Below are 17,061 nucleotides of genomic sequence, written 5' to 3'. Positions count from 1 at the left end.
ACGCGCATCGCGGCCGCACACAGCACGAGGGCGGCCGGTTCCGTCGCCGTCATGGCGACGGAACCGGCCGCCCTCGCTGCGTGTGCCGGGCGACCGCCCTCGGGCGGCCGCGGACCTCGTCAGCCGGACTTGCGCCGGAACTCGCGGCGGACCGGCCCCTGCGTCTCCGACCCGTGCACGGACCCGTGGTCACGGGCACCGTCCGACGCGCTCGTGTGCTGCGCGGCCTTCTTGCGGTCCAGCGCCTCGCGGAACTTGGCCTTGACCGCCTCGGCGTCCTGTTCGGACCCTTGTCCGGGGTCGCTCATCGTGCTCCTCCTCCGTCGGATCTCTCCAGCCTGCCGTGACGCGGACGTCCGCGCCACGGGAAATCGGTGTGCTACCCGCCGGCCGCCTCGGGTTCCGGCTGCTCGGCCGGCACGTCCCCCGTCCGCTCGCCGTGCTCTTCCCCGTCCGAGCCGCCGGACGCGTCGCGCCGCTCGCGGTCGACGCGGAGCGACGTGATGGCGGCCTCGAAGTCCTCGAGCGAGTCGAAGCCCTGGTAGACGCTCGCGAACCGCAGGTAGGCGACCTCGTCGAGCTCGCGCAGCGGTCCGAGGATCGCCAGCCCGATCTCGTAGGCGTCGAGCTCCGCCGAGCCCGAGCTGCGCAACGTCTCCTCGACCCGCTGCGCCAGGAGCGCGAGGTCGTCCTCCGAGACCGGTCGGCCCTGGCACGCCTTGCGCACCCCGCCGACGATCTTGTCGCGGCTGAACGGCTCCGTCGCCCCGGACCGCTTCACGACGGACAGGCTCGCCGTCTCGATCGTCGTGAATCGCCGGCCGCAGTGGGGGCACTGGCGTCTCCGCCTGATCGACTGACCGTCGTCGGACGTGCGCGAGTCGACGACACGCGAGTCGGGATGCCGACAGAAGGGGCAGTGCATGCGAGCTCCAAGGAGTGGGCCGGGGACGGTGCTCAACCTACTAGGTGCCGCACCCGCGCAGTGTCAGGGCCGGCCGCCACGACGCACCTGGCATCACGACGCCCCCGAATCATGCAGAGACGGGGACGGCCGCGTGAGCGACCGTCCCCGTCGGGACGCCCCCGTCCCCTGCGTGTGCCGCGACTCGCCGCGCGGTACACGGACGTGCCTGCCGCCGTGTAGGGCGACAACCGCACCTCTGACCCCCCAGCCATCAGGTGAGGTACGCCTAACTTAGGGGAACCTCATCTCTAAAGCAAGACGGGGCCCTCAGCCGCGGGACGCCGGGAGGAGCACCACCTCGCCCGCGCGGAGCCCCGCGCCGGCGAGGTGGTTGAGCCTCTCGATCTCGGCCACGACGTCCCGGAGATCCTCGCGCGGGTGCGCGACCGAGCGAGCCAGCACCCACAGCGACTCACCGGGCTCGACCACGTGACGCGTCACCTCGATGCCGGCGGACGGCGCGCCCGCGTGCGCGCTCCCGGTCGCCAGCACGCCGGCACCGGCGAGCAGAAAGGCCGCCACGCCGACGACGATCCGGCCGCGGCGAGTGAGGCGCAACGCGCCCGGGTGCGCCGCACCCGCCGGACGAGGCGCAGGGCGGTCGCGTCGCGGCGTGCGCGTCGCGCCACGACCCGCGGGGTCGACCTCGAAGGACCAGCTCACCGTCGCACTCATGCCACACCTCACCGCTCGTACGAACCTCTACCGCCCGACCGCTGCACCCCGCCGAGCCCCTCGGACCCTTCGAACAGGTGTACGTCGAACGTCTGTACGATTCATAGCACGGCACGCCGACAGATGTCGAGACACGCTCGAACACATGTTTGAAACTGCACGTCACGTGCCCTACGGTGGGCGTAACGGACAGGGAGCGTCGAGCAGGACGCACAGGCTCGCAAGGAGGACGGCATGGCCAGCGGCACCACCGGCACGACGCGCGGACCGGGCAAGGACGGCGACGGCACGCTCGCTACCGTCCGGTCCCTCACCGAGACCCCCACCGGCCCCGACGGCCTGACCCGACGGCAGCGCCTCGTCCTCGACACGATCCGCGCCTCGGTCGAGGACCGCGGGTACCCGCCGAGCATGCGCGAGATCGGCGAGGCGGTCGGGCTCACGAGCCCGTCGAGCGTGAAGCACCAGCTCACGGCGCTCGAGCGCAAGGGCTACCTACGGCGGGACCCGAACCGCCCGCGTGCGATCGAGGTCGTCCAGGCCGACGACTCCCGCGCGATCCCTCCGCTGACCCAGGACTCCGCGTTCGCCGTCGCCGAGGTCAGCGAGCTCCCTCAGACGCCCGCCTACGTGCCCGTCGTGGGCCGGATCGCCGCCGGCGGACCGATCCTGGCCGAGCAGGTCGTCGAGGACGTGTTCCCGCTCCCCCGTCAGCTCGTCGGCGAGGGCGAGCTGTTCCTCCTGCGGGTCGTGGGCGACTCGATGGTCGACGCAGCGATCTGCGACGGCGACTGGGTCGTCGTGCGCCGGCAGAACGTCGCGGAGAACGGGGAGATCGTCGCCGCGATGATCGACGGCGAGGCCACGGTCAAGACGTTCAAGCGCGCCGACGGCCACGTCTGGCTCGTCCCCCACAACGCGGCGTACGCCCCCATCCCGGGAGACGAGTCCCAGGTGCTCGGTCGCGTCGTCAGCGTGCTGCGCAGCATCTGACGCGGCGCGGCCCGCGGGCGGACCAGCTCGGCCAGCGGCGCCGGCTCGAACCGATGCCGGGCTCAGAGCCCGAACGTCTGCGCCGCGGCGCGCAGCGCGTCGGCGGAGGCACGGAGCCCTGCGCGCTCGTCGTCCGACATGGGCGTCGGGATCGCCTCCCGCACGCCGGTGCGGTCCACGACCGACGGGACCGACAGGCAGACGTCGCTGATGCCGTCGTAGTCCTGGAGCAGCGAGCTCACGGGCAGCACGGTGTGCTGGTCGTCGAGGACCGCCTCGACGATCCGGGTCGCCGCGAGGCCGATCGCATAGTTCGTGGCGCCCTTGCCGGCGATGATCTCGTACGCCGAGTGCACCACCTCGTGGTGCATCCGCTCGAGGTCGGTGTCCGTGAGGGGCCGCAGCCCGCCGACGCCAGGCCAGTCGCGCAGAGGGATCCCACCGATCGTGGCGGAGCTCCACAGCGGGATCTCCGAGTCGCCGTGCTCCCCCGCGATATAGGCATGGACGTTCTGCACCGCGACCCCGGCACGCTCGGCGACGAGAAAGCGCAGCCGGGAGGAGTCGAGCACGGTCCCCGAGCCGAAGAGCTGGTTCGCGGGCAGCCCCGAGTACCGCAGGGCGGCGTAGGTCACGACGTCCACCGGGTTGGTCACCATGAGGTATACGGCGTTCGGGGCGACGTCGAGCAGGCCGGGCAGGATCTTCCGGACGAGCGCGATCGTGTCACCGGCGAGGTCCATGCGGCTCTGACCCGGCTTCTGCTTGGCACCCGCCGTGACGACCACGACGTCGGAGCCGGCGCAGACCGCCACGTCGTCGGACCCCTCGACCGCCGCCTGCGGCATGAACTGGATGCCGTGCTGGAGGTCGAGGACCTCGGCGTCGACCTTGGGCTTGTTGACGTCGAGCAGCGCGACGGTCCTCGCAGCGCCCCGCATGAGCATCGCGTAGGCGGTCGTGGCCCCGACCGCGCCGGCGCCGACGATCGAGACCTTCGACGGCCGCCCCTCGGGCCGTCCGCCGGACAGGGCGGCGTTCTCGGGGTGCCCGCCGGTGATCCCGGGTGCTGCGCTCGGTGCCATCGTGCCGCCTCTCTCAGGGTGCTGCCGGGCACGGAAACGCCTCTGCCCGCCGCGACCAGACTAGGAGCGGAGCCGCTCCAGCGCAGCGGCAGCGACCGCCGGGTCCTGCGTCGGCCAGAAAGCAGGCATCGAGCGCTGGAGGAACGTGCCGTAGCGGGCGCGCGCGAGGCGCGAGTCGAGCACCGCGACCACGCCGCGGTCCGTCGTCGCCCGGACCAGCCGCCCGGCGCCCTGGGCGAGCAGCAGCGCGGCGTGCGTGGCGGAGACCTGCATGAACCCATTGCCCCCCGCGGCGTCGACGGCCTCGGAGCGGGCCGACCGCACCGGGTCGTCCGGCCGGGGGAACGGGATACGGTCGATCACCACGAGCGAGAGCGACGGGCCGGGCACGTCCACCCCCTGCCAGAGCGACAGCGTCCCGAACAGGCAGGTCGCCTCGTCCTCGGCGAACTCGCGGACGAGCGTGGGGAGCTGGTCGTCGCCCTGGCACAGCACGGGCAGGTCCACGCGGTCGCGCAACGCCTCCGCGGCTTGCTCGGCGGCTCGGCGGGACGAGAACAGCCCGAGCGTCCGCCCGCCCGCGGCCAGCACGAGCCGCTCGAGCTCGGCGAGCTGCTGCTCGCTCAGCTGCCGGCCGGGAGGGTCGAGGTGCCGCGCGACGTAGAGGATCCCCTGGCGCCGGTAGTCGAACGGGCTGCCCACGTCCAGGCCACGCCACGCGACGTCGTCGGCGACGAGGCCGAGGGACCGCGCCGCGGGCTCGAAGCTGCCGCCCAGCTCGAGTGTCGCCGACGTGAACACGCCGGTGCGCTCGGCGAGGAGCTGGCTGCGGATCAGGCCGGCCACGCCGAGCGGAGCCGCGTAGAGCGTCGAGACCGCCGGACCGGAACCGAAGTCGCCCGCCCGCGCGCACCAGACGACGTCGCGCCCGTCGGGGTCGGCGGCGAACCGTTCCGCGACCTCGAAGACGGCGAGCACCGCGGCCTGCGCCATCTTCATCCCCGAGCCCGACTCGCCCTTGGCCTGCGGGTCAGGCTTGAGCGCCGACTGCAGGGTCCGCAGCGCGTCACGCACCGCGGCCACGGCCAGCCGGGCGTCGTCGGGCAGGCCGTGGGGGTATCGCTCTGCCGGCAGCTGCGCAACGAGCGCGCCGAACGTCTGGGTGGCCGTGTCGAGCGCCTCGGTGGCCACGCCGCCGTGCCGTCGGGCGAGCCGGGCGGCGTGCTCGATCGCGGGGACGGAGAGCTCCACGGTCGCCTGTGCCGTGACCCGGTCCGCGAGCTCGTGCGCCTCGTCGACGACCAGCACGTCGTGCTCCGGCAGGGCGCCGGGCGAGCCGGAGGCCGCGACCCCCAGCATCGCGTGGTTGGTCACGACGACGTCGGCCTCGCGCGCGGCCTGGCGCGCGCGCTCGGGGAAGCACTGGGCGAGCAGCGGGCAGCGGGTCCCGAGGCACTCGAGCGCGGTCACGGAGACCTGCCGCCACGCCCGGTCGCTCACGCCGGGCACCAGCTCGTCGCGGTCGCCGCTGTCGGTCTCCTCGATCCAGGCTCGCGCGGCACGCACCTCGTCGGCGAGCGACCGGCCGCCGCGCCGGCCCCGCGCGCCCGACGGCGCCGCCGCCGCGTCCGCCCCGTCCACGGCGCCCGGGTGCTCGGCCGCGCCCGAGGGCTCGAGGTCGAACAGCGTCCCGCCCTCGTCCACGGGGTAGCCGCCCTCGACCTTGTGCCGGCACGCGTAGTTGTGCCAGCCCTTGAGCAGCGCGATCCGCGGCGTGCGCGGAAGGCGCGGCGCGAGCGCGTCGGCGACGAGCGGCAGGTCGCGCGTGAGCACCTGCCGCTGGAGCGCGAGCGTCGCGGTCGAGACCACGACGCGCTCGTCGGCCGTGACGGCGTGCTGCACCGCCGGCACGAGGTACCCGAGCGACTTGCCGGTCCCCGTCCCGGCCTGGACGAGGAGGTGCTCACCCGACCGGACGGCCGCCGCGACGGCCTGCGCCATGCCGCTCTGGCCCTCGCGCCGCGCGCCGCCGAGCGCGCCGACCGCGAGGTCGAGCAGCGCGTCCACCTCGGGGTCGGTCTCCGCCAGGGCCTCGGGCGACGCCGGGCGGGCGGGCTGGCGGGACGTCACGTCGGCAGGCACGGTCGGGGGCACCCCGAGAGTCTACGAGCGCCCACCGACCGCCCGGCCCTCGGCCCGCCGCCTGTGCACGGACCCCCGCGCGTCACCTGCTGGGGGTGACCGCCGCCGCGTCGACGCTCGCGGTTCGCAGCTCGGCGGCGAGCGCCGCGTCCACCCGCGCGCGCAGCGCGGTGCCGTCCGCGGTGTGCTCCTCGTGCTCGATCTGCCCGTCCGCGTGCACCCGGCTGACCAGGTCCCCGCGGTCGTACGGCACGACGACGTCGACCCGCTCCCCCGGCTGCGGGAGGGCCGCCGTGACGCGCTCGAGCAGGTGCTCGACGCCCTGGCCGGTGTGTGCCGAGACGAGCACGGCGTCGGCCTCGCGGCGGCGGACCCGCGCCACGACGTCCGGGTCGGCGGCGTCGGCCTTGTTGAGCACGACGATCTCGGGGACGTCGAGCGCGCCCGGCACGTCGGCCAGGACCTCGCGCACCGCGGCGATCTGCCCCTCGGGGTCCGGGTGGCTGGCGTCGACGACGTGCAGCAGCAGGTCGGCGTCCCCCGCCTCCTCGAGCGTCGACCGGAACGCCTCGACGAGCTGGTGCGGCAGGTGCCGCACGAACCCGACGGTGTCGGCGAGCGTGTACGTCCGGCCGTCGGGCGTGCGCGCCCGGCGTACGGTCGGGTCGAGCGTCGCGAACAGCGCGTTCTCGACGAGCACGCCCGCGCCCGTCAGCGCGTTGAGGAGCGAGGACTTGCCCGCATTCGTGTACCCGACGATCGCCACGGACGGCACGGCGTTCCGCTTGCGGGACGCACGCTTGGCGTCGCGGGCGGGAGCCATGGCGGCGATCTGGCGACGCAGCTTGGCCATCCGGCCGCGGATGCGGCGGCGGTCGAGCTCGATCTTCGTCTCGCCGGGCCCGCGCGAGCCCATGCCGGCACCGGCCGAGCCGACCTGGCCGCCCGCCTGCCGCGACATCGAGTCGCCCCAGCCGCGGAGGCGCGGGAGCAGGTACTCGAGCTGCGCGAGCTCGACCTGCGCCTTGCCCTCCTTGGACTTCGCGTGCTGGGCGAAGATGTCGAGGATCAGCGCCGTGCGGTCGACGACCTTGACCTTGACGATGTCCTCGAGCGCGCGCCGCTGCGAGGGCGCGAGCTCGCCGTCGACGACCACCGTGTCGGCGCCCGTCGCCTGGACGATCGCCGCGAGCTCGGCGGCCTTGCCCTGACCGAGGTACGTGCCGGGGTCGGGCGTGTAGCGCCGCTGGAGGATGCCGTCGAGCACCTGGGAGCCCGCCGTCTCGGCGAGCGCCGCGAGCTCGCGCAGCGAGACCTCGGCGTCGGCGGCGTCGCGGGCGTACAGGCCGACGAGGACCACGCGCTCGAGCCGCAAGGAGCGGTACTCGACCTCGGTGACGTCCTCGAGCTCGGTCGACAGACCCGCGACGCGCCGCAGCGCGCTGCGCTCCTCGAGGTCGAGCTGCTCGCCGTCGGCGGCGGTGTGCCGGGTGCTGCCCTCGTCGACGGCGGTGCCGGCGCGAGCGAGGACCCGGGCGACGACGGCGCGTGCTGTCGCGTCCACGTCGTCGGTGCGTGCTTCCCGGGGCACGAGGCCCTCGGGGCGGTTCTCAGGGGTGGGGGTCATGCAGTCCTCTCGTCCCCTCAAGGATCCCACGCCGGACCGGCGCGAGGCCAGCGGTTTGTAGACTCGTCCGCTATGAGCGAGCAGCCGGACCACTACTTCACGGCCCGGCCGGCGTCGTCGGACGAGCGGCGCGCGCTCACGGTCCGGCTCGCGGGCCGCGACGTCGAGGTCGAGACCGCGGGCGGCATCTTCTCCCCGGGCCGCGTGGACCTCGGCACCCAGGTGCTGCTGCGCACCGTCCCCGGCCTGCCCGACCACTCGACGGACGTCCTCGACCTGGGCTGCGGGTGGGGGCCCGTGGCCCTGTCGATGGCGCTCGAGCACACCGACGGCGGGCGGCCCGCCCCGCGTGTGTGGGCCGTCGACGTCAACGAGCGGTCGCTCGACCTCGTCCGACGCAACGCCGCCCGGCTGGGCCTCGAGCGCGTTTCCGCGCACCTGCCCGACGACGTCCCTGACGACGTCCGGTTCGACGTGATCTGGTCGAATCCCCCGATCCGCGTGGGCAAGCAGGCGCTGCACGAGCTGCTGACGCGCTGGCTGCCGCGGCTACGCCCCGGCGGCGAGGCCTGGCTCGTGGTGCAGCGCAACCTCGGGGCGGACTCGCTCCAGGCGTGGCTGGGCGACTGGCTCGCAGACCACCAGCCCGGCGCGACGGTCGAGCGGACGGCGTCCGCGAAGGGGTTCAGGGTGCTGCGGGTGCGCCAGCGCTGACGTCCGCCGGGACGAGTGCCCGGGCGTCGGGCGCCTCGCCGCCGGCCGGGAAGCGGCCCGCGTAGACCAGCTCGGCCGGCCCGGCCAGCTCGACGCGGCCGCCCGGCAGCGCACGCACCCGGAGCGTCCCGCCCGGGACGTCGACCAGCCAGGTGTCCGGGGCCCCCGGCCCCGCCCACGCGCGGACGGCGAGCGCCGCCGCGCACGTCCCCGTGCCGCAGGACTCGGTCTCCCCCACGCCGCGCTCGAACACGCGCATGCGCACCCGGCCGACCCGGCCGTCAGGCCCGTCCTCCTCGCCCAGCGGCACGACGAGCTCGACGTTCGTGCCGTGCGCCGGGACGGGCTGGACCTGCGGAGCGACCGAGAGGTCGAGCTCCTCCAGCTCCTGCGTGTCCGCGAGCGCCACGACCGTGTGCGGGTTGCCGAGGTCGACGCTCAGGGCCGGGCGGGCGGTGCGCCAGCCCTGGACCGCGACCTGCGCGTCGGCGCCGCGGCCGACCGCGTCGTCGCCGCCCGGGAAGGTCCACGGGCCCATGTCCACCGCGTACCAGCCGTTCGGCTCCCGGACCACGCGCTTGACGCCCGCCCGGGTGCCGAGGGCGAGAGTGCCGCCGCCCGTCAGGTCGACGAGGTCGAGCAGCTCCGCGAACGCCGTGCAGACCCGGACGCCGTTGCCGCACATCTCGGCGACGGAGCCGTCGGCGTTGCGGTAGTCCATGAACCAGACGGCGCTCGGGTCCTCGGCCAGGGCGGGCGCCCCCTCGGGCAGGCTCGCCGACGGCACCAGGCGGATGACGCCGTCCCCGCCCACGCCGGAGCGACGGTCGGCGAGCCGCCGGACGAGCTCGGGCGTGAGGTCGAGGCTGCCGTCGAGGTCGGCCACCAGCACGAAGTCGTTGCGCGTGCCGTGACCCTTGACGAACGAGAGCTCGCCGGGCGCGCCGGTGGCAGGTGCGGTCATGAGCCCAGACTACGGCGCACGGGCTCGGCCCCCGGCGCGCGGACGGCGCCCGCGTCGGCCGCCTCGACGACCGCCAGCGCCCGGTCCGTCAGGTCGGGCGCCTGCGCGTCGAGCCAGTGGACGCGGGGATCCCGCCCGAACCAGCCCATCTGCTTGCGGGCGAGCCGTCGGGTGTTCGCCGTCACCGCCTCGCGCGCTGCCGCCTCGTCCGTCTCCCCGCGCAGGAACGCGAGCACCTCGGCGTAGCCGACGGCGCGCGCCGCGGTCCGCCCGAGCCGCGGAGCGAGACCGCGGACCTCGTCGACGAGGCCCTCCCGCCACATCCGCTCGACGCGCTCCGCGACCCGCGCGTCGAGCGTCGCGCGGTCGCAGTCGAGGCCGAGCTGCACCGCGGGGCGGACGTACTCCTGGCGGGGCAGGTTGGCGGTGTACGGCTGCCCGGTGATCGCCACGACCTCGAGCGCGCGCACGAGCCGACGGGCGTTGCGGGGTCCGATGGACGCAGCCGCCGCCGGGTCCACCCGGGCGAGCTCGTCGTGCAGGGCCCGCGCGCCCTCGCGCTCGGCGCGCTCCTCCAGCCCGGCCCGGACCACAGGGTCCGTCCCGGGGAAGTCCATCTCGTCGAGCAGCGCCCGCACGTACAGCCCCGACCCGCCGACGACGACGGCGCGGGCGTCGCGCGCGGCGACCGCCCCGAGGTCCGCGCGCGCCGCCGCCTGGTAGCGGGCGACCGAGGCGTCCTGGTCGGGGTCGATGACGTCGAGCTGGTGGTGCACGATCCCGCGCCGCTCGTCGACCGGCACCTTCGCGGTGCCGATGTCCATGCCGCGGTAGAGCTGGTAGGCGTCGGCGTTGACGATCTCCGCGCCGCCCGGCGCCTGCTCCCCCAACCGCTGCGCGAGGTCGAGCGCGAGGTCGGACTTGCCGGTCGCCGTCGGGCCCACGACGGCGACGATCAGCACGCCCGCTCCACGTGGACGGTGGCACCCTCGCGACCGGCGCTGGCCGTGCCGGGGGGACCCGCCGGACCGTCGTCGAGCACCTCGACCGGCCCCGCCCAGCCCGCCGCGCCGAGCGCCAGCAGCGCGACCGTCGCTGCCACGCCGGCACGCCGCCCGCCGGGGGCGTCGTCGTTGCCGGCGAAGCGCCACGGGACCCACGTCTCGTCGACGCCCTGGGCGCCGAGGTCGGGCACGGCGCGGCTCCAGGGGCTGCCGGGCGACGCGCCGTCCACCGTCACGCGGACCCGGACGGCGCCCTGGAGCGCTTCCCGCAGAGCATCGACGAGCGCGCACGACGCCGCGGCGTCGTGCCCGCGCCCCGCCACGCCCGGCACGAGGGTGGCGTCGCCCGGCACCCGGACCTCCACGGTCCGCCGCGGGTCGGCAGCGGTCCGCTCGGCGGCCGGGGCCTGGTCGGTCGTCATGGCGCGAGACTACGACACCGCCGCGCGCGACCGGCGACACGAACCCGTCTCGGTCGCGGCGGCGGGTACCGTGGAACCGTGGGGCACTTCGAGTGGCGGCGACCCTTCGGTCGCAGGGGCGGCGGGCCGGGTCCCGGGCCGTCCGACGACGAGGCACGTCGGGGCTCTCGGCGGATGCGTCGTGAACGCGTCGACGACGAGACCGTGGCACGCCTGGGCCTCGATGCGACACCGGGACCATCCTCCGGCGCGGCCGGCGGGCGTCCTGCGGGCGAGGCAGCCGTCGGCCCGGACCCCGTGCAGGTCGCCGTCGCCGACCTCGCCCCCGCCCCCGTCGACCGCGCGCGCGTCGTCGACTGGCTGATCGGAGGCGGCTTCTCCTACTTCGTCGACTCCGAGGGCGACGTCGGGGGGCTCTGGCAGGGGCGGCTGTTCTACTTCCTGCTGTTCGGCGAGCGCGAGGAGATCGTCCAGGTCCGCGGGCAGTGGAACCGCGACGTCACGATCGAGCGCCTCGAGGAGGTCCTCGAGCTCTGCAACGAGTGGAACGCGGACCGGATCTGGCCGAAGGCCTACACGCGCGTCCGCGACAACGGGCTCGTGCAGGTCTACACGGAGGTCACGGTCGACCTCGAGTACGGCGCGAACGACGACCAGCTCGCGGACGTCCTCCAGTGCGGCCTGTCGACGGCCTCGGTGTTCTTCGACTCGCTGGACGAGACCTACCCCGACCCGCTGCGGAGCGCGCCGTGAGCGGCGGGTACCAGACGGGCTGGCTGGCGCGCCTGTTCGGCAACCGGCCCAAGACGGCGGACGTCGTCCGGGCGGGCGGTGACGCGGAGCTCCCGACGCCCGCGACCATGGACCGCGTCGGCACGTTCCTGACCCGCAAGGGGTACCGGTTCCGCGTCGACGAGGACGGCGACATCACGGGCACCTGGGAAGGCCACCGGTTCTGGTTCATGCTGCTCGGCCCCGAGCGGCACGTGCTCCAGGTGCGCGGCCGCTGGGACCGCACGATCCCGCCGGAGGCGCGCCTCGCGCTCCTGCAGGCCATGAACGACTGGAACCGCGAGCGGATCTGGCCCAAGGTCTACACGCGCGAGGAGGGCGACCGCCTCGCGGTCTACGCGGAGGTCTCCGTGGACCTCGAGCACGGCGCGACGGACGCGCAGCTCGGCCAGGTCATCTCGTGCGGGCTCGGCACCGGTGTGCAGGTGTTCTCGTCGCTCGGGGTGCTGCTCCCTCCGCCCGACGACGCACCCGAGCTCTAGCGACCGGTCCCGCGGGCGCGGGCCGGCGGGCGACAGGAGCTGCCCTCGGCACGGTCAGCCGCGCGTCGTGAGCGAGGGCATGCCGAGCAGCACCGGACCCCCGGCGGGTCCGCCGTGCGCGTGCGCGTGCTCGTCGCCGCCGAGCCCGGCCCGCGCGCGCTCCCGCAGCGCCCACGCGTCGCCCGACCTGGTGCGCCGGACGGCGAACGGGCCGCCGTCCGCCGCCGAGTCGGCGATCAGGTGGTGGGGCGCCCCGTGCGTCACCCGGACCGTCAGCAGGTCGCCGGGGCGCGGGAGCGGGGTGTCCTCGGCGAGCCGCGGGTCGTCGGCCGCGTCGCCGCCCGTGCGGGCGAGCTCCGCGAGCCCGGCCGGCAGCGCGACGTGGACGAGCCGGTTGTCGGCGGCCCGGCCGCTGACGCGATGGGTGCTGCCGTCCTTGCGGCCGTTGCCCTCCATGACCAGCACCTCGACCGTGCGCCCGACCTGGCGCTCGGACTCCTCGGCACTGATCCGCTCCTGGAGCGCGAGCAGGCGCTCGAAGCGGTCCTGGACGACGTCCTTGGGCAGCTCCGGCAGGTCGGCCGCCGGGGTGCCCGGGCGGCGCGAGTACTGGAAGGCGAAGGCGGAGCTGAACCGGCTGGCCTCGACGACCCGCAGGGTCTCGTCGAAGTCCTCCTCGGTCTCGCCCGGGAACCCGACGATGACGTCGGTCGTGATCGCGGCGTCGGGCAGCGCAGCCCGGACCTTCTCGATGATGCCGAGGTAACGCTCCGAGCGGTACGACCGGCGCATCGCGCGCAGCACCCGGTCGGAGCCCGACTGCAGCGGCATGTGGAGCTGCGGCATGACGTTGGGCGTCTCGGCCATGGCGGCGATGACGTCGTCGGTGAACGCCGCCGGGTGCGGCGACGTGAAGCGCACGCGCTCGAGGCCCTCGATCCGGCCGCACGCGCGCAGCAGCTTCGCGAAGGCGCCCCGGTCGCCGAACTCGACGCCGTAGCTGTTGACGTTCTGGCCCAGCAGCGTGACCTCGATGGCGCCGGCCGCGACGAGGGCCTCGACCTCGGCGAGCACCTCGCCGGGCCGCCGGTCGCGCTCCTTGCCGCGCAGGTGCGGGACGATGCAGAACGTGCACGTGTTGTTGCAGCCCACGCTGATCGAGACCCAGCCCGCGTAGACGGACTCGCGCCGCGTCGGCAGCGTCGAGGGGAACACCTGCAAAGACTCGTGGATCTCGACCTGCGCGGCCTCGTTGTGGCGCGCGCGCTCCAGCAGGACGGGCAGCGCGTCGAGGTTGTGGGTCCCGAAGACCACGTCCACCCAGGGCGCCTTGGCCACGATCGTGCCGCGGTCCTTCTGCGCGAGGCAGCCGCCGACCGCGATCTGCATGCCGGGCCGCTGCGCCTTCACCGACGCGAGCTGGCCGAGGTTCCCGTACAGGCGCGTCGCCGCGTTCTCGCGCACCGCGCACGTGTTGATGACGACGACGTCGACGTCCCCGGAGGCCTCCGCCTCGGCGGACGCGGGCGCGTAGCCGGCCTCCTCGAGCATGCCGGCCATGTGCTCGGAGTCGTGGACGTTCATCTGGCACCCGAGCGTCCGGACCACGTAGGTACGCGGCGACGGCGGGGCGAGGGGCGGGGTCAGGGACTGCGTGGACATCCCCACCAGGGTACGGCGCCGCCCCCGACGCCCGGTCACCGGGCGGGACTGCCCGGACCTGGGCGAACTCGGTGCATCCGCCGACTTGTTGCCGGGTTGTGACCTTTCGTTACCGGCGCGTGGGCCGGGCATCGCCTATGTTCGGTGGATGGATGTGACGTCGGCCACCACCCCGCTCGTCCGGCTCAGCGGGGTCAACAAGCACTTCGGCGACCTGCACGTGCTCCGGGACATCGACCTGGAGGTCGACAAGGGCGAGGTCCTCGTCGTCATCGGGCCCTCGGGTTCGGGCAAGTCCACGCTGTGCCGCGCGATCAACCGCCTCGAGCCCATCGACTCCGGCACCATCGAGCTCGACGGCGAGCCGCTCCCCGAGGAGGGCCGTGCGCTCGCGCGGCTCCGCTCCGAGGTCGGCATGGTGTTCCAGTCGTTCAACCTGTTCGCGCACAAGAGCGTGCTCGACAACGTGACCCTCGGGCCGCTCAAGGTCCGCGGGCTGAAGAAGTCCGAGGCGCGCGACGAGGCGCTCATGCTCCTCGACCGCGTCGGCGTGAAGGACCAGGCGGACAAGCTCCCGGCCCAGCTCTCCGGCGGCCAGCAGCAGCGCGTCGCGATCGCCCGCGCGCTCGCGATGCACCCCAAGGTGATCCTGTTCGACGAGCCGACCTCCGCGCTCGACCCCGAGATGGTCGGCGAGGTGCTCGACGTCATGGTGTCCCTCGCGCGCGACGGCATGACCATGGTCGTCGTCACCCACGAGATGGGCTTCGCACGCAAGGCCGCGAACCGCGTCGTCTTCATGGCGGACGGCCAGCTCGTCGAGCAGGCCGCGCCCGAGCAGTTCTTCACCAACCCCCAGAGCACGCGCGCGAAGGACTTCCTCTCGAAGATCCTGCCGCGCTAGACGTGCCGAAGGCCGGACAGCCGGTCACGAGAACCAACCAACCAGAAGGGGAAACACGATGCGCAAGCGACTCCTGGGGGCGCTCGCCCTCGCGGCGGCCTCCGCGCTCGCACTGGCGGGCTGCGGCTCGAACGGCGGCGGCAGCGGCGACAACAAGAAGATCACCATCGGCATCAAGTTCGACCAGCCGGGGCTCGGGTACAAGGACGGCAGCAAGTACACCGGCTTCGACGTGGACGTCGCGACGTACATCGCGAAGAAGCTCGGCTACTCCGCGGACCAGATCACCTGGAAGGAGTCGCCGAGCGCGCAGCGCGAGACCCTTCTGTCCACGCACCAGGTCGACATGATCCTCGCGACGTACTCCATCACGGACGAGCGCAAGAAGACCGTCGCGTTCGCCGGCCCGTACTTCGTCGCCGGGCAGGACCTTCTCGTGAAGAGCGACAACACCGACATCACGGGGCCCGACTCCCTCGACGGCAAGAAGCTCTGCTCGGTGACGGGCTCCACCTCCGCGCAGAAGATCAAGGACACCTACGCCAACAAGGTGAACCTCGTCGAGTACCCGGGCTACGCCGAGTGCGTGACCGCCCTCAACTCCGGGGCCGTCGACGCCGTCACGACCGACGACATCATCCTGGCCGGCCTCGCGGCGCAGCCCGCGAACAAGGGGAAGGTCAAGGTCGTCGGCAAGCCGTTCACGACCGAGAACTACGGCGTCGGCCTGCCGAAGGACAACAAGACCTGCCAGCAGATCAACGACGCCATCAAGTCGATGGTGGACGACGGCTCGTGGCAGAAGGCGCTCGACACCAACCTCGCCGGGACCGGCTACAAGCCCGACGCGTCGAAGAACCCGCCCACGCCCGCCGCCTGCGGCTGACCTGTACGGCACCCGGGGCCCGCGTACCGCACGCGGGCCCCGGCGACCGCCCGGGCGCCGGGACGCGCGCCGCACGAACGACGACACGACGGAGGTGAGGACGAGTGAGTCAGAGCGACGGGTTCGTCTCGCAGTTCGCCGACCTCTTCGACCAGTACGACGTCATCGCAGCCTTCTGGGTCAACATCCAGCTCACGCTGTGGGCGGCTCTCTTCGCGGGGATCCTCGGCACGGTCCTCGCGCTGTTCCGGATCTCGCCGATCCCGAGCCTGCGCTGGGCCGGCACGGCCTACGTCAACGTCTTCCGCAACACGCCGCTGACGATCATCATGGTCTTCCTGACGCTCGGCGTGTGGGCGCAGCTGCACGTGACGCTCTCGGACGACTTCAACGCGAACTTCTTCCGGTTCGCGGTCGTCGGCCTCTCCATCTACACGGCGTCGTTCGTGTGCGAGTCGATCCGCTCCGGCGTCAACACCGTACCGATCGGCCAGGCGGAGGCCGCCCGGTCCATCGGCCTCTCGTTCCTCCCCGCCGCACGGCTCATCATCCTGCCGCAGGCGTTCCGCGGCGCGATCGCCCCGCTCGGCAGCACGCTGATCGCGCTGACGAAGAACTCGACGATCGCCTCCGTCGTCGGCGTCGCGACCGAGACGTCGAGCCTCCTGAAGAACATGATCGAGTTCAACTCGAGCCTCATGGTCGCGATCTTCCTGACGTTCGCGCTCGGGTACGTGATCCTCGTCATCCCCGTCGGCCTCGCGACGACGGCCCTGTCCCGACGCCTGGCGGTGAAGCGATGAGCACGCAGAACGTCCTGTTCGACGCCCCCGGTCCCCGGGGGCGCCGCAACATCCTGATCGGCAACGTCGTCGGCGTCGTCGTCGTGCTCGGCGTCCTCGCCCTGGCGGTGCGCGGCTTCGCGGAGAACGGCCAGTTCGCCGCCGACCTGTGGACGCCGTTCCTCCACGCCGACGCCTGGACGAACTTCCTGATCCCCGGGCTCGTCAAGACGCTCGAGGCCGCCGCGATCGCGATCGTCCTCGCGATGATCTTCGGGCTCGTCTTCGGGCTCGGCCGGCTGGCGTCGAGCCGCACCGTCCGGTGGCTGTCGAGCATCGTCGTGGAGTTCTTCCGCGCGGTGCCCGTCCTGCTGATGATGATCTTCTTCTTCTACCTCTTCGCCGTGAACAACGTGTTCCAGAGCGACTACGTGCCGCTCGCGGCCGTCGTCGTGTCGCTCATGCTGTACAACGGTGCGGTGGTCGCCGAGCTGGTGCGGTCCGGCGTGCACGGGCTGCCGCGCGGTCAGCGCGAGGCGGGCCTCGCCGTCGGTCTCAGCTCGGGACAGTCCCTCCGATCCATCGAGGTACCCCAGGCACTGTCCGCCATGCTTCCGGCGCTCCTCAGCCAGCTCGTCGTCGTGCTCAAGGACTCGGCCCTCGGCTACACGATCGGCTACCTCGAGCTGCTCCAGCAGGCGCGCCACCTCGGCGCCGCCGACGGCAACATCCTGCAGTCGCTGCTCGTCGCCGCGGTCATCTTCATCATCGTGAACTACCTGCTCACGCTGGTCGCCGGCCGTGCCCGGCGGCGTCGGCGGCGGCCCGGGGCCCCCGGCACGGCCGCGGTCGTCGCCGCCGTCGCCACGGACGTCGGCGTGACGCCCGCCACCGGCCTCGGCGAGGGCGGCCGCATCTGAGGGACTCTCCGCGAGGCAGACGGGCCACCCGTCTACCTCG

Annotated in this window: 18 protein-coding genes; 8 read left to right on the top strand and 10 right to left on the bottom strand. The window is 73.6% G+C overall.

Annotated features, from left to right (window positions below; genetic code table 11):
- Positions 1–119: 119 nt before the first annotated feature.
- From ACLQ14_RS15565 to ACLQ14_RS15555, 3 genes are all read right to left on the bottom strand, one after another.
- Entirely contained in the window at positions 120–308 is a 189-nt protein-coding gene (locus ACLQ14_RS15565) for a DUF5302 domain-containing protein (RefSeq protein WP_425814635.1), read from the bottom strand.
- Positions 309–379: 71 nt separating this feature from the next.
- On the bottom strand, positions 380–925 hold the full coding sequence (gene nrdR / locus ACLQ14_RS15560) for a transcriptional regulator NrdR (RefSeq protein ID WP_425814633.1): 546 nt from the start codon (positions 923–925) through the stop codon (positions 380–382).
- Positions 926–1,234: 309 nt separating this feature from the next.
- Positions 1,235–1,489, bottom strand: a complete 255-nt coding sequence (locus ACLQ14_RS15555; protein ID WP_425814631.1) for a LysM peptidoglycan-binding domain-containing protein — start codon at positions 1,487–1,489, stop codon at positions 1,235–1,237.
- Positions 1,490–1,876: 387 nt separating this feature from the next.
- Between ACLQ14_RS15555 and lexA the strand changes: the two genes are divergently transcribed.
- Positions 1,877–2,635: a transcriptional repressor LexA gene (gene lexA, locus ACLQ14_RS15550; RefSeq protein WP_425814629.1), complete on the top strand. Its 759-nt coding sequence runs from the start codon at positions 1,877–1,879 to the stop codon at positions 2,633–2,635.
- 62 nt (positions 2,636–2,697) lie between these two features.
- Here the strand turns inward: lexA and ACLQ14_RS15545 are convergent, their stop codons facing one another.
- The 3 genes from ACLQ14_RS15545 to hflX form a co-directional block, all read right to left on the bottom strand.
- The gene (locus tag ACLQ14_RS15545; RefSeq protein ID WP_425814624.1) at positions 2,698–3,720 is read right to left on the bottom strand and encodes an L-lactate dehydrogenase; all 1,023 of its coding nucleotides are present in this window, start codon (positions 3,718–3,720) and stop codon (positions 2,698–2,700) included.
- A 60-nt stretch (positions 3,721–3,780) separates the two neighbouring features.
- Positions 3,781–5,874 carry an ATP-dependent DNA helicase gene (locus ACLQ14_RS15540; RefSeq protein WP_425814622.1) on the bottom strand — a complete coding sequence of 698 codons (2,094 nt, stop codon included), beginning with the start codon at positions 5,872–5,874 and terminating at the stop codon, positions 3,781–3,783.
- Between the two features lie 70 nt (positions 5,875–5,944).
- Positions 5,945–7,489, bottom strand: a complete 1,545-nt coding sequence (gene hflX, locus ACLQ14_RS15535; RefSeq protein ID WP_425814620.1) for a GTPase HflX — start codon at positions 7,487–7,489, stop codon at positions 5,945–5,947.
- Positions 7,490–7,561: 72 nt separating this feature from the next.
- Here hflX and ACLQ14_RS15530 point away from each other — a divergent pair, with 72 nt between their 5' ends.
- Positions 7,562–8,203, top strand: coding sequence for a class I SAM-dependent methyltransferase (locus ACLQ14_RS15530; RefSeq protein WP_425814618.1), 642 nt, complete (start codon positions 7,562–7,564; stop codon positions 8,201–8,203).
- Here ACLQ14_RS15530 and dapF read toward each other — a convergent pair.
- From dapF to ACLQ14_RS15515, 3 genes are read right to left on the bottom strand one after another with little or no spacing between them, the layout of a single operon-like run.
- Positions 8,175–9,167, bottom strand: coding sequence for a diaminopimelate epimerase (dapF, locus tag ACLQ14_RS15525; RefSeq protein ID WP_425814616.1), 993 nt, complete (start codon positions 9,165–9,167; stop codon positions 8,175–8,177). The two genes, ACLQ14_RS15530 and dapF, sit on opposite strands and share 29 nt — an antisense overlap.
- On the bottom strand, positions 9,164–10,129 hold the full coding sequence (gene miaA, locus ACLQ14_RS15520) for a tRNA (adenosine(37)-N6)-dimethylallyltransferase MiaA (RefSeq protein WP_425814614.1): 966 nt from the start codon (positions 10,127–10,129) through the stop codon (positions 9,164–9,166). The genes dapF and miaA overlap by 4 nt, the downstream gene beginning before the upstream one ends.
- The gene (locus ACLQ14_RS15515; RefSeq protein WP_425814612.1) at positions 10,123–10,593 is read right to left on the bottom strand and encodes a hypothetical protein; all 471 of its coding nucleotides are present in this window, start codon (positions 10,591–10,593) and stop codon (positions 10,123–10,125) included. Before ACLQ14_RS15515 ends, miaA begins: the two co-directional genes overlap by 7 nt.
- Before the next feature lie 174 nt (positions 10,594–10,767).
- Here ACLQ14_RS15515 and ACLQ14_RS15510 point away from each other — a divergent pair, with 174 nt between their 5' ends.
- Together ACLQ14_RS15510 and ACLQ14_RS15505 are read left to right on the top strand one after the other, a co-directional pair.
- The gene (locus ACLQ14_RS15510; RefSeq protein ID WP_425814610.1) at positions 10,768–11,346 is read left to right on the top strand and encodes a YbjN domain-containing protein; all 579 of its coding nucleotides are present in this window, start codon (positions 10,768–10,770) and stop codon (positions 11,344–11,346) included.
- Entirely contained in the window at positions 11,343–11,867 is a 525-nt protein-coding gene (locus ACLQ14_RS15505) for a YbjN domain-containing protein (RefSeq protein ID WP_425814608.1), read from the top strand. The genes ACLQ14_RS15510 and ACLQ14_RS15505 overlap by 4 nt, the downstream gene beginning before the upstream one ends.
- A gap of 54 nt (positions 11,868–11,921) precedes the next feature.
- Here ACLQ14_RS15505 and miaB read toward each other — a convergent pair whose 3' ends face one another.
- A complete protein-coding gene (gene miaB, locus ACLQ14_RS15500) occupies positions 11,922–13,529 on the bottom strand; it encodes a tRNA (N6-isopentenyl adenosine(37)-C2)-methylthiotransferase MiaB (RefSeq protein WP_425814606.1) in 1,608 nt (535 codons plus the stop codon).
- A gap of 148 nt (positions 13,530–13,677) precedes the next feature.
- On the opposite strand from miaB, the gene ACLQ14_RS15495 reads away from it, so the two are divergent.
- The 4 genes from ACLQ14_RS15495 (at position 13,678) to ACLQ14_RS15480 (ending at position 17,021) form a co-directional block, all read left to right on the top strand.
- Complete coding sequence (locus ACLQ14_RS15495; RefSeq protein ID WP_425814604.1) at positions 13,678–14,433, top strand: amino acid ABC transporter ATP-binding protein; 756 nt, start codon at positions 13,678–13,680, stop codon at positions 14,431–14,433.
- A 58-nt stretch (positions 14,434–14,491) separates the two neighbouring features.
- Positions 14,492–15,319, top strand: coding sequence for a glutamate ABC transporter substrate-binding protein (locus ACLQ14_RS15490; RefSeq protein ID WP_425814602.1), 828 nt, complete (start codon positions 14,492–14,494; stop codon positions 15,317–15,319).
- 104 nt (positions 15,320–15,423) lie between these two features.
- On the top strand, positions 15,424–16,122 hold the full coding sequence (locus ACLQ14_RS15485; protein WP_425814600.1) for an amino acid ABC transporter permease: 699 nt from the start codon (positions 15,424–15,426) through the stop codon (positions 16,120–16,122).
- Complete coding sequence (locus tag ACLQ14_RS15480; RefSeq protein WP_425814598.1) at positions 16,119–17,021, top strand: amino acid ABC transporter permease; 903 nt, start codon at positions 16,119–16,121, stop codon at positions 17,019–17,021. The genes ACLQ14_RS15485 and ACLQ14_RS15480 overlap by 4 nt, the downstream gene beginning before the upstream one ends.
- Positions 17,022–17,061 lie beyond the last annotated feature (40 nt).

The sequence above is a fragment of the Luteimicrobium sp. DT211 genome, from assembly GCF_049844995.1.
Classification (GTDB): domain Bacteria; phylum Actinomycetota; class Actinomycetes; order Actinomycetales; family Cellulomonadaceae; genus Luteimicrobium.
This window is presented reverse-complemented; position numbering and strand designations above follow the sequence as displayed.